The organism is Synechococcus sp. MIT S9504, assembly GCF_047497135.1.
Classification (GTDB): Bacteria; Cyanobacteriota; Cyanobacteriia; order PCC-6307; family Cyanobiaceae; genus Synechococcus_C.
Genome location: NZ_CP138942.1, coordinates 894,734 through 909,179, shown reverse-complemented (window position 1 = coordinate 909,179; position 14,446 = coordinate 894,734). Strand labels below are relative to the sequence as shown.

General features: G+C 52.4%; 2 protein-coding genes. Both read left to right on the top strand.

The genetic code is table 11. The annotated features are described in order from the left end of the window. The first annotated feature begins 317 nt into the window (after positions 1-317). Positions 318-7,463, top strand: a complete 7,146-nt coding sequence (locus SIB58_RS05245; protein ID WP_414494711.1) for an FG-GAP-like repeat-containing protein — start codon at positions 318-320, stop codon at positions 7,461-7,463. A gap of 623 nt (positions 7,464-8,086) precedes the next feature. Continuing rightward, a complete protein-coding gene (locus SIB58_RS05240) occupies positions 8,087-14,197 on the top strand; it encodes a hypothetical protein (RefSeq protein WP_414494710.1) in 6,111 nt (2,036 codons plus the stop codon). The last annotated feature ends 249 nt before the right edge of the window (positions 14,198-14,446 follow it).

Below are 14,446 nucleotides of genomic sequence, written 5' to 3'. Positions count from 1 at the left end.
TCGATTTCCTACCCACGATTCTGCCTAGTGATCGGCTTTTCAGTGGTTGCTTAGAGGCAGGCCAGAAGCAACCGGAATCAGCAAAAGATCTTAAGCTGAAATCAATCACAAAACTTGATGGGCACATTGCACACAAGGGTCTCAATCAGCACAGTTGCTTCTTCTATTGATAGAAAACTAATGTGCCAACCACCCAGCAGCAATGGTGATCGCCCTCTAGAAACAGGTAAGACACCAGTGAACCTTTGGTAGTACTACATCTATCTAACGTCGGAAATGATGTGAATGTGGAGCCCAGCCAGGCATTGATTAAAGCGATGCACGCAGTGGATCAACGTCTGCGGCGTTGGCGATCAAGACCAGAGTCGTGGCAAAAACTGCTGCTGGAGGTCTTTGGTCGCTCTGAGGATGTTGAGCTCCGTGGCATCAGCGTCGAGCTGCTCGACAAAGAAACGATGGCGGGGCTGTATGGCGCTTATGCACCCAGCGCTCCTGATGGTGATGAGCGGATCTATCTCAATGCCGATTGGCTGAATTCAGCAAGTGTTGCCGAAGTGGAAGCGGTGCTGCTGGAAGAGCTTGGCCATGCCATCGATCGCAGGCTCAATGACGGCAATGACAGCGCCGGTGATGAAGGGGCGATCTTTTCAGCCCTGTTGCGCAGTGAAAATCTTGAACCCGCGGTTGATGGAGAAAACGACCAACGCATTCTCAACATCGATGGAGTTGACGTTGCTGTTGAGGCCTCCACCGACACCACCAGGCCCACCGGAAGCCTGGGCACTTTTGCAACGGCTCCCGCTTATGCCCAAGAAGGTGGAGACGAACCATTTGGAATACCGGATATTGATCCGGAAGAGGGAGAGGGGTCGTCGGGTGGTTACCCCGACCCAACACTTGCCGATATCGATAAAGACGGAGATCTCGATCTCTTCATCGGCAGATCTAGCGGAGATATCACTTTCTTCCATAACACAGGTACAGCAAGTGTTCCCGCCTTTACTCAAGCAGGAGGGCAAGAGCCATTTGGAATAACAACTTCAGTAGTTAGCTCCAGCCCAGCGTTGGCTGATGTCGATGGCGACGGAGATCTTGATCTCTTCATTGGCTTCGCCGACGGGTATACCCGCTTCTTCCGCAACACCGGAACAGCAATATCTCCTGCATACACCCAAGAAGGGGGAAACAACCCTTTCAACATTACTGATGTTGGAAGTAATGTCTGTCCAGCTTTAGCCGATATTGACGCCGACGGTGACCTCGATCTCTTCCTTGGAAACGACGACGGCAACACTCTTTTCTTCCGCAATACCGGCACAGCAAGTGTTCCCGCCTTCACCAAACAAGAAGGGGATACACCCTTCGGCATTACGAAAGTTAGCTCCTTTGCTAGCCCAGACTTGGTCGATATCGACGGCGACGGCGATCTCGATCTCTTCATCGGCAATGACGACGGCAACACTCTCTTCTTCCGCAATACCGGCACAGCAAGTGTTCCCGCCTTCACCAAACAAGAAGGGGATACACCCTTCGGGATATCGGATGTTGGCGATTCAGCCCTACCAGCCTTTGCCGATATCGATGACGATGGCGATCTTGATCTCTTCATCGGCGAGGCCGAGGGCAACACCTTTTTCTTCCGCAACACCGCCACCACACCCGTCGCCCCGGTTAACGCAACAACGGCCAATGGCACCTATGGCATCAACGATGTCATTACCCTCACCGTCGGCTTTTCAGAACCCGTTGTCGTCAACACCTCTGGCGGCACACCAAGACTTCAACTCGAAACCGGTAGCACCGATCGTTACGCCACCTATACCTCCGGCTCCGGCAGCTCCACCCTCACCTTCCAATACACCGTTCAAGAGGGTGACACCTCCGCTGATCTCGATCAGCTCTCCTCCTCTGCACTCGAACTCAATGGCGGCACCATCAAGGATGCTGCAGGCAACAATGCCATCCTTACCCTCGCGGCTCCAGGCGAAGCCGGATCCCTTGGCGACAATGCAGTTCTGGGGATCAATAGTGCACCGAACATCTCTGGTGCCTCAGCCACTCTTGCCTTCACGGAAGGGGATGGCGCCAAAGTCATCGACTCCTCCCTCACCATCACCGATATCGATGACTCCAACATCGAATCGGCCACCGTCACTATCTCCTCCGGTTTCCAATCCGCAGAAGATGTCCTCGCTTTCTCCGATACCTCCGCAATCACAGGTTCCTGGAATGAATCCACAGGTGTCCTGACACTTAACGGCTCCGACAGCCTCGCGAACTACAAGGCGGCACTCGAATCTGTTACCTACAACAACAACTCTGAAAACCCCAATACCGCAAACCGCACCATCTCTTGGGTTGTGAACGACGGCGACACCGATTCTTCGGCCGCGACTTCCACCATCACCGTTGCTGCCGTTAATGACGCTCCAACTCTTTCGACAGCTGCAAGCCCGGAACTGACAACAATCAATGAAGACCCAGGAACACCATCCGGTCAAGTTGGAACACTGGTATCAGCCCTGATTGATTCAGAAGGGAGTCTCAATAACTTCAGCGATAGAGATGGTGATTCACCTGCGATTGCAATTATCAGTACCAATTTGAATGATGGAACGCTCTACTACTCCACCAACAACGGAACGTCATGGAGTGATGTCGGTACTGTCTCGGAGACTTCAGCACGGGTGCTGTACGCCGACAGCAACACCCGGCTGGCCTTTGTTCCAGCAACAGATTTCACAGGCACGATCAGTGATCTGATCACCTTCAAAGCCTGGGATCGCACTGGTCCGACATCAATCAGCAGCACCCCAACACTCACCGGCACTCTCACAACCTCAGGAAGTTTTTTTGGCGTCACCTTGTCAGCTGATGGCAACACCGCCTTTGTGGCCGATCAAGCTGGAAGCCTGAAGATCATCAATGTCAGCAACCCTGCTAGTCCAGCCCTTGTCGGCACATACAACACTTCGGGCTCTGCCGTTGACGTCACCCTCTCAGCCGATGACAACACCGCCTTTGTTGCTGATCACAGCAGCGGTTTGCAGATCATTGATGTCAGCAACCCCGCCAGCCCATCTCTGACGGGCAACTTCGACACCTCGGGCCTTGCCTTGGGCGTCACCCTCTCCGCCGATGGCAAGAAAGCTTTCGTTGCAGATGGAGAAGACGGTCTGGACATCATTAATGTCAGCAACCCCGCCAGCCCATCACTGACCGGCACTTACAACACCTCGGGCTTTGCCTATGACGTCACCCTCTCCGCCGATGGCAAGACAGCTTTCATTGCCGATGCACAAGATGGGCTACAGGTCATTGATATCACGAATCTTGCAAATCCCTCACTTATCTCCACACTCAATACCTCAGGTTATGCCAGGGCTGTCAGCCTTTCAGCAAACGGTAATACCGCCATCATTGCCGATGGAAACGGCGGATTACAGATTATCAATATCAGCAACCCCGCCAGTCCATCACTGACGAGCACTTTCAACACCTCTGATTATGCCTATCACGTCACTCTTTCCGCAGATGGCAACACCGCATTCGTTGCTGATGACGATGAAGGCCTAAGTTTTATCAACATCAGCGACCTCACTAACCCTACCCTCAGGGGCAATTTCAACACATCGGGAAGTGCGTATGGTGTCAGTATTTCCGCCGATGGCAACACCGCGTACGTCGCTGATAGTTCAAGGTTGCAGATCATTGATGTAGTCGATCCAGCGGCCAATGGCTCCTCGGCAATCGCTACTGCTCCATCGCTTAAAGGCAACTTCGATACCTCAGATAACGCTCAAGGAGTCGTGATCTCTGCCGATGGCAGCACCGCCTTCATCGCCGATGCCAGTGACGGCTTGGACATCATCAACATCAGTGATCCCACCAACCCAACACTTAGGGGCAACTTCAACACCTCGGGCTCTGCCAATGACGTCACTCTTTCCGCCGATGGCAAGACCGCCTTCATCGCCGACGACACCAGCGGACTGCAGATCATTGACGTCAGCAACCCAGCCAGCCCATCTCTCAAAGCCACCCACGAAACACCGAGCCAGGCCTTTGGAGTTACTCTCTCCGCCGATGGCAATACCGCCTTTGTCGCCAGCGGAGGGGGAGGGGGGCTGCAGATCCTCAACGTCAGTGACCCCGCCAGTCCAACGCTGACTGCCTCCTACATCACCCCTACCAGTGCCAGGGACGTCAGCCTTTCAGCCGATGGCAACACAGCCTTCGTAGCTGATTACACAAGTGGGCTGCAGATCATTGACATCAGTACTCTCGCCAATCCAACACTCATCGGCAGCTTCGACACCTCAGGCCAAGCCGAAGGCGTCAGTCTTTCAGCCGATGGCAACACCGCCTTTGTGGCTGATGGCACATCCGGGCTCAAAATCATTGATGTAAGCGACCCCACCAGCCCAACACTTAGAGGCAGTAACAACACAGGCTGGACCTATGACATCAGCCTCTCGGCCAATGGCAACACCGCCTTTGTTGCTGCTAGGGACAGCGGGCTGCAGATCATTGATGTCAGCAACCCAGCCAGCTCAACACTCATCAGCACCCTCGACACCTCTGGTAGAGCATTTGGCGTCACCCTCTCGGCCGATAGCAACACCGCCTTTGTTGCTGATGACGAAAGCGGACTGCAAATCATTGACGTCAGCAACACACAATCTTTCTCTAGCGATAGTGATACAGCAAAAATCGAAGTTTCGAATATCAATGATGCACCGACGGGATCGGTCACAATCAGCGGCACGGCAACACAAGGGCAAACATTAACGGCATCAAACACCCTCGCTGATGCTGATGGCCTCGGCACGATTGCCTATGGCTGGAGGCGATCTGGAACAGCAATCAATATCCCTGATCCATCATCAACTACATACACCCTTGTTCAAGCTGACGTCGGTTCTGCCATCAGCGTCACCGCCAGTTACACCGACGGAGAAGGAACAGCTGAAAGTGTCAAATCTGACGACACATCAGCTGTTGCCAATGTCAATGATCTGCCAACAGGTTCGGTCACCATCAGCGGCACGCCAACACAAGGCCAGACCTTAACTGCAGCAAACACCCTCGCTGATGCCGATGGTCTCGGCACCATTTCTTATCAATGGAAACGAGAAGGAGAAGCGATTTCGGGTGCAACTTCCGCTAACTACACTCTTGTTCAAGCTGACGTCGGTTCTGCCATCAGCGTCACCGCCTCCTACACCGACGGAGAAGGAACAGCTGAAAGTGTCGACTCTGACGACACATCAGCTGTTGCCAATGTCAATGATCTGCCAACAGGTTCGGTCACCATCAGCGGCACGCCAACACAAGGGCAAACATTAACGGCATCAAACACCCTCGCTGATGCTGATGGCCTCGGCACGATTGCCTATGGCTGGAGGCGATCTGGAACAGCAATCAATATCCCTGATCCATCATCAACGACATACACCCTTGTTCAAGCTGACGTCGGTTCTGCCATCAGCGTCACCGCCTCCTACACCGACGGAGAAGGAACAGCTGAAAGTGTCGACTCTGACGACACATCAGCTGTTGCCAATGTCAATGATCTGCCAACAGGTTCAGTCACCATCAGCGGCACGCCAACACAAGGGCAAACATTAACGGCATCAAACACCCTCGCTGATGCCGATGGCCTCGGCACGATTTCCAACCAATGGAAACGAGCAGGAGAAGCGATTTCCGGTGCAACTTCTGCTAACTACACCCTTGTTCAAGCTGACGTCGGTTCTGCCATCAGCGTCACCGCCTCCTACACCGACGGAGAAGGAACAGCTGAAAGTGTCAAATCTGACGACACTTCGGCTGTTGCCAATGTCAATGATCTGCCAACAGGTTCGGTCACCATCAGCGGCACGCCAACACAAGGGCAAACATTAACGGCAGCAAACACCCTCGCTGATGCTGATGGACTCGGCACGATTTCCAACCAATGGAAACGAGCAGGAGAAGCGATTTCCGGTGCAACTTCCGCTAACTACACCCTTGTTCAAGCTGACGTCGGTTCTGCCATCAGCGTCACCGCCTCCTACACCGACGGAGCAGGAACAGCTGAAAGTGTCAAATCTGACGACACTTCAGCTGTTGCCAATGTCAATGATCTGCCAACAGGTTCCGTCACCATCAGCGGCACGCCAACACAAGGGCAGACCTTAACGGCAGCAAACACCCTCGCTGATGCCGATGGACTCGGCACGATTTCCAACCAATGGAAACGAGCAGGAGAAGCGATTTCCGGTGCAACTTCTGCTAACTACACCCTTGTTCAAGCTGACGTCGGTTCTGCCATCAGCGTCACCGCCTCCTACACCGACGGAGAAGGAACAGCTGAAAGTGTCAAATCTGACGACACTTCGGCTGTTGCCAATGTCAATGATCTGCCAACAGGTTCGGTCACCATCAGCGGCACGCCAACACAAGGGCAAACATTAACGGCAGCAAACACCCTCGCTGATGCTGATGGCCTCGGCACGATTTCCAACCAATGGAAACGAGCAGGAACTGCAATTAGTGGTGCAACTTCTGCTAACTACACCCTTGTTCAAGCTGACGTCGGTTCTGCCATCAGCGTCACCACCTCCTACACCGACGGAGCAGGAACAGTTGAAAGTGTCGACTCTGACGACACTTCGGCTGTTAAAGCGTTATTCACTCCGACTCCAGCTAGTGATAAGAGCAGCAACGATAGCTCCAGCAGCAGCAGCAGCAGCAGCAGTAGCGATAAAAGGGATAGCAACACAGCACAAACCATTGAAAATTCACTCATCAACGGACGCAGATATTGGACTCACAACGTTGATTCACTGATTAATCAATCTGACATTAACTATGGGCTTTTAAACGACGACGACTACCTCGAGGTCACAGGAGGCAAAAACAACTTTGCCAATGGCAATAATGGCGATGATCATTTTATCGTCTTTGATTCGCAAGACAGTCAATTCCTCGGAGGCAAAGGCAGCGACTTCTTTGAAGTCAAAGGGGGCACAGACAATTTTTTCCTTGGTTCAATTGGTGAAGACACTTTTAAAGTAAGTGCAGGCAAAAGTCATATTTCTGGTGGCGATGACAATGACACGATCGAAGTCCTTGGTGCTATTGAGGGTACTTTTATCAACGGCAACCGCGGCAATGACCTAATCACTGGGGTGGCTGCTGGTGTCATCTACAGGGGAGGCAAGGATGATGATGTCCTGGCGGTCAGCCAGGGTGATGCTTGGGGAGATCAAGGCTTTGATACCTTCCAAGGCGTTTCAGGCGATGGATATGCGTTGATTCAGGACTACACCGTTGGAGAAGACAAAATTGATCTTTCAATGGTTCAAGGTGGAAACTGGACAAATAGTGAAAATGGCTTGATGTACACAGATTCCTCTGGAGATCAAATCATGCTACTTGTTGGAATCAAGAATACGGAACAGGTGACACTGATATAAAGTTCAAACTACGATTAATTATTGAGAATCAAAATTGATTGCATCAGTGTTGCAGATTATGGCTCTTGGAATTTAAACATTTGCAGAGTCGCTTGATCATTTCGCTCGTTCTCGAAGTGCTTTTTGCATTTCTTCTCGAACGTTTGCCTTGATGCCATCGACGGTTATCTCTGTCGAGAGTCGGTCTGTCATGCGATCACTCTCAGTTGCACATAACTCTGACCAGTTGCACAACAAATCAGAGACAACTCAGGGACAAGCCCTTGAAATTGATTTCGAGATTTGGGAGCTATTCGAGATTTAGGAGCCAATTGGCAGCAGCGGCCACCAAGGCCAGCGCTGTTCAGCAGGTTGGATGCTGTCTGCAGCCACTCAGCTCGATTTCCTACCCACGATTCTGCCCAGGGGTCATCCCATGCAGCGGCCGCTTTGAAACAGACCAGAAGCAACTGGAATCAGCAAAAGATCTGAAGCTGAAATCAATCACCAAACTTGTTGGGAATATTTCACACAAGGGACTCAATCAGCACAGTTGCTTCTTCTATTGATAGAAAACTAATGTGCCAACCACCCAGCAGCAATGGTGATTGCCCTCTAGAAACAGGGAAGACACCAGTAAACCTTTGACAGCACTACATCGATCCAACGTCGGAAATGATGTGAATGTGGAGCCCAGCCAGGTATTGACTAAGGCGATGCATGCTGTGGATGAACGTCTGCGGCGTTGGCGATCAAGACCAGAGTCGTGGCAAAAACTGCTGCTGGAGGTCTTTGATCGCTCTGTGGCTGTTGAGCTCGGTGGCATCAGCGTCGAGCTGCTCGACAAAGACACAATGGCGGGGCTGCAGGGCGCTTATGCAGCCATCTCACCTGATGATGATGAGCGGATCTATCTCAATGCCGATTGGCTGAAATCAGCAAGCGCTACCGAAGTGGAAGCGGTGCTGCTGGAGGAACTCGGCCATGCCATCGATCGCAGGCTCAATGGCAGCAATGACAGCTCCGGTGATGAAGGGGCGATCTTTTCGGCTCTGATCCGAGGCGTTGAGATTGCTGATGCTGAGAGAAGTCAGAACGACCATCACATCCTGATCATCAACGGCCAGCGCATTGCCGTGGAAGCAGCTGCTCCGACTCTTTCGACAGCTGCAAGCCCAGAACTGACAACAATCACAGAAGACACTGGAACACCATCAGGTCAAGTTGGAACCCTGGTATCAGCCCTGATTGATTCAGGCGGGAGTCTCAATAACTTCAGCGATAGCGATGGTGATTTACCGGCGATTGCAATTATCAATACCAATTTGAATGATGGAACGCTCTACTACTCCACCAACAACGGCACGTCATGGAGTGATATCGGCTCCGTGTCTGAGAGTTCAGCGCGAGTGCTCTATGCCGACAGCAACACACGCTTGGCCTTTGTTCCTACAACGAATTTCACCGGAACGATCAACGATCTGATCACCTTTAAGGCTTGGGATCGCACCGGTGCAGAGACGATCTCAACCAACCCGACCCTCACAGGCACCCGCGACACCACCGGCGATGCCTTTGGCATCACCCTCTCGGCCGATGGCAACACCGCCTTCGTCGCTGATGGAAGCAGCGGTTTGCAGATCATTGATGTCAGTAACCCCGCCAGCCCGACCATCACAGGCACCCGCGACACCACCGGCGATGGCTTGGGCATCACCCTCTCGGCCGATGGCAACACCGCCTTCGTCGCTGATGGAAGCAGCGGTTTGCAGATCATTGATGTCAGTAACCCCGCCAGCCCGACCATCACAGGCACCCGCGACACCACCGGCTTTGCCTTTGGCGTCACCCTCTCAGCCGATGGCAACACCGCCTTCATCGCCGATGGAGGTTCTGGTTTGCAGATCATTGATGTCAGCAACCCCGCCAGCCCGACCATCACAGGCACTCGCGACACCACTGGCTTTGCCTATGGCGTCACCCTCTCAGCCGATGGCAACACCGCCTTCATCGCCGATGGAGGTTCTGGTTTGCAGATCATTGATGTCAGCAACCCCGCCAGCCCTTCACCCATCACCACCCTCGACACCACCGGTGATGCCAGGGGCGTCACCCTATCAGCCGATGGCAACACCGCCTTCGTGGCTGATGACCCCAGCGGTTTGCAGATCATCAACGTCAGCAACCCCGCCAGCCCAACCCGTACCGCCACCTACGACACCACCGGCGCCCTTGGCGTCACCCTCTCAGCCGATGGCAACACCGCCTTCGTCGCCGATGGAAGCAGCGGTTTGCAGATCATTAATGTCAGCAACCCCGCCAGCCCGACCCTCACAGGCACCCGCGACACCACTGGCTTGGCCTATGGCGTCACCCTCTCCGCCGATGGCAACACCGCCTTCGTTGCTGATTTCACCAGCGGTTTGCAGATCATTGATGTTGTCGATCCAGCGGCCAACGGCGCTACGGCGATAGCTACAAGCCCTTCGATTAAGGGCAACTTTGACACCTCAGGAAGGACCTTTGGCTTTACCCTCTCCGCCGATGGCAACACCGCCTTCGTGGCGGACTTCTCAGACGGCCTGGACATCATTGATATCAGTGATCCCACCAACCCAACGTTTAAGGGGAACTTTGACACTTCTGGCTTTGCCAAAGACGTCACCCTCTCAGCCGATGGCAACACCGCCTTTGTGGCCGATGGCTCTGACGGTCTGGACATCATTGATATCAGTGATCCCACCAACCCAACGTTTAAGGGGAACTTTGACACCACCGGCGATGCCTCGGGCGTCAGCCTCTCGCCCGATGGCAACACAGCCTTCGTGACCGATGGCACTGACGGTCTGGACATCATTGATGTCAGCAACCCCACCAACCCAACGCTGACTGCCTCCTACATCACCCCTACCAGTGCCAGGGACGTCAGCCTTTCAGCCGATGGCAACACAGCCTTCGTAGCTGATTACACAAGTGGGCTGCAGATCATTGACATCAGTACTCTCGCCAATCCAACACTCATCGGCAGCTTCGACACCTCAGGCTTTGCCTATGGCGTAACCCTCTCAGCCGATGGCAACACAGCCTTCGTGGCGGATGGCATTGACGGTCTGGACATCATCAACGTCAGTAACCCTGCCAGCCCAACAATTACTGGCACTTACAACACCTCAGGCAGTGCCAGAGGCGTCACCCTCTCGCCCGATGGCAACACCGTCTTTGTGGCCGACAGCAATAAAGGATTGCAAGTCATTGACATCACTGATTACTCTAATCCAAAAAACATTACAAATAGTTTTTCCAACAATATTGCTTATGCCGTCACTTTGTCTGCTGACGGCAACACCGCCTTCGTGGCGGACGATTTAAGTGGTTTGACGATTTTTGATGTAGGCGGAACACAATCTTTCTCTAGCGAAAGTGATACAGCAAATATCGAAGTTTCGAATGTCAATGACGCGCCAACAGGTTCAGTGGCAATAAGTGGCACAGCAACACAGGGCCAGACCTTAACGGCAGCCAATACGTTGGCTGATGCTGATGGTCTCGGCACACTTTCTTATCAATGGAAACGAGGAGAAGAGGCGATCACTGGTGCCACATCATCGTCCTATCCACTTGTGCAGGCTGATGTGGGTTCAGCGATCAGTGTCACGGCCAGTTACACAGATGGTGGAGGAACAGCTGAAAGTGTGAGCTCCACTGCCACATCAGCTGTTGCCAATGTCAATGATGCACCGACGGGATCGGTCACAATCAGCGGCACGCCAACACAAGGGCAAACATTAACGGCATCAAACACCCTCGCTGATGCTGATGGCCTCGGCACGATTGCCTATGGCTGGAGGCGATCTGGAACAGCAATCAATATCCCTGATCCATCATCAACGACATACACCCTTGTTCAAGCTGACGTCGGTTCAACAATCAGCGTCACCGCCAGTTACACCGACGGAGAAGGAACAGCTGAAAGTGTCAAATCTGACGACACTTCGGCTGTTGCCAATGTCAATGACCTGCCAACAGGTTCAGTCACCATCAGCGGCACGCCAACACAGGGGCAAACATTAACGGCAGCAAACACCCTCGCTGATGCTGATGGCCTCGGCACGATTGCCTATGGCTGGAGGCGATCTGGAACAGCAATCAATATCCCTGATCCATCATCAACGACATACACCCTTGTTCAAGCTGACGTCGGTTCAACAATCACCGTCACTGCCTCCTACACCGACGGAGCAGGAACAGCTGAAAGTGTCAAATCTGACGACACTTCGGCTGTTGCCAATGTCAATGATCTGCCAACAGGTTCGGTCACCATCAGCGGCACGCCAACACAAGGGCAGACCTTAACTGCAGCAAACACCCTCGCTGATGCTGATGGCCTCGGCACGATTGCCTATGGCTGGAGGCGATCTGGAACAGCAATCAATATCCCTGATCCATCATCAACGACATACACCCTTGTTCAAGCTGACGTCGGTTCAACAATCAGCGTCACTGCCTCCTACACCGACGGAGAAGGAACAGCTGAAAGTGTCAAATCTGACGACACTTCGGCTGTTGCCAATGTCAATGATCTGCCAACAGGTTCCGTCACCATCAGCGGCACGCCAACACAGGGGCAAACATTAACTGCAGCAAACACCCTCGCTGATGCCGATGGTCTCGGCACGATTGCCTATGGCTGGAGGCGATCTGGAACAGCAATCAATATCCCTGATCCATCATCAACGACATACACCCTTGTTCAAGCTGACGTCGGTTCAACAATCACCGTCACTGCCTCCTACACCGACAGAGCAGGAACAGCTGAAAGTAAGACGTCAAACGCCACATCAGCTGTTGCCAATGTCAATGATCTGCCAACAGGTTCAGTCACCATCAGCGGCACGCCAACACAGGGGCAAACATTAACTGCAGCAAACACCCTCGCTGATGCCGATGGTCTCGGCACGATTGCCTATGGCTGGAGGCGATCTGGAACAGCAATCAATATCCCTGATCCATCATCAACGACATACACCCTTGTTCAAGCTGACGTCGGTTCAACAATCACCGTCACTGCCTCCTACACCGACAGAGCAGGAACAGCTGAAAGTAAGACGTCAAACGCCACATCAGCTGTTGCCAATGTCAATGATCTGCCAACAGGTTCGGTCACCATCAGCGGCACGCCAACACAAGGGCAAACATTAACGGCAGCAAACACCCTCGCTGATGCTGATGGACTCGGCACGATTTCCAACCAATGGAAACGAGCAGGAGAAGCGATTTCCGGTGCAACTTCCGCTAACTACACCCTTGTTCAAGCTGACGTCGGTTCTGCCATCAGCGTCACCGCCTCCTACACCGACGGAGCAGGAACAGCTGAAAGTGTCAAATCTGACGACACTTCAGCTGTTGCCAATGTCAATGATCTGCCAACAGGTTCCGTCACCATCAGCGGCACGCCAACACAAGGGCAGACCTTAACGGCAGCAAACACCCTCGCTGATGCCGATGGACTCGGCACGATTTCCAACCAATGGAAACGAGCAGGAGAAGCGATTTCCGGTGCAACTTCTGCTAACTACACCCTTGTTCAAGCTGACGTCGGTTCTGCCATCAGCGTCACCGCCTCCTACACCGACGGAGAAGGAACAGCTGAAAGTGTCAAATCTGACGACACTTCGGCTGTTGCCAATGTCAATGATCTGCCAACAGGTTCGGTCACCATCAGCGGCACGCCAACACAAGGGCAAACATTAACGGCAGCAAACACCCTCGCTGATGCTGATGGCCTCGGCACGATTTCCAACCAATGGAAACGAGCAGGAACTGCAATTAGTGGTGCAACTTCTGCTAACTACACCCTTGTTCAAGCTGACGTCGGTTCTGCCATCAGCGTCACCACCTCCTACACCGACGGAGCAGGAACAGTTGAAAGTGTCGACTCTGACGACACTTCGGCTGTTAAAGCGTTATTCACTCCGACTCCAGCTAGTGATAAGAGCAGCAACGATAGCTCCAGCAGCAGCAGCAGCAGCAGCAGTAGCGATAAAAGGGATAGCAACACAGCACAAACCATTGAAAATTCACTCATCAACGGACGCAGATATTGGACTCACAACGTTGATTCACTGATTAATCAATCTGACATTAACTATGGGCTTTTAAACGACGACGACTACCTCGAGGTCACAGGAGGCAAAAACAACTTTGCCAATGGCAATAATGGCGATGATCATTTTATCGTCTTTGATTCGCAAGACAGTCAATTCCTCGGAGGCAAAGGCAGCGACTTCTTTGAAGTCAAAGGGGGCACAGACAATTTTTTCCTTGGTTCAATTGGTGAAGACACTTTTAAAGTAAGTGCAGGCAAAAGTCATATTTCTGGTGGCGATGACAATGACACGATCGAAGTCCTTGGTGCTATTGAGGGTACTTTTATCAACGGCAACCGCGGCAATGACCTAATCACTGGGGTGGCTGCTGGTGTCATCTACAGGGGAGGCAAGGATGATGATGTCCTGGCGGTCAGCCAGGGTGATGCTTGGGGAGATCAAGGCTTTGATACCTTCCAAGGCGTTTCAGGCGATGGATATGCGTTGATTCAGGACTACACCGTTGGAGAAGACAAAATTGATCTTTCAATGGTTCAAGGTGGAAACTGGACAAATAGTGAAAATGGCTTGATGTACACAGATTCCTCTGGAGATCAAATCATGCTACTTGTTGGAATCAAGAATACGGAACAGGTGACACTGATATAAAGTTCAAACTACGATTAATTATTGAGAATCAAAATTGATTGCATCAGTGTTGCAGATTATGGCTCTTGGAATTTAAACATTTGCAGAGTCGCTTGATCATTTCGCTCGTTCTCGAAGTGCTTTTTGCATTTCTTCTCGAACGTTTGCCTTGATGCCATCGACGGTTATCTCTGTCGAGAGTCGGTCTGTCATGCGATCACTCTCAGTTGCACATAACTCTGACCAGTTGCACAACAAATCAGAGACAAC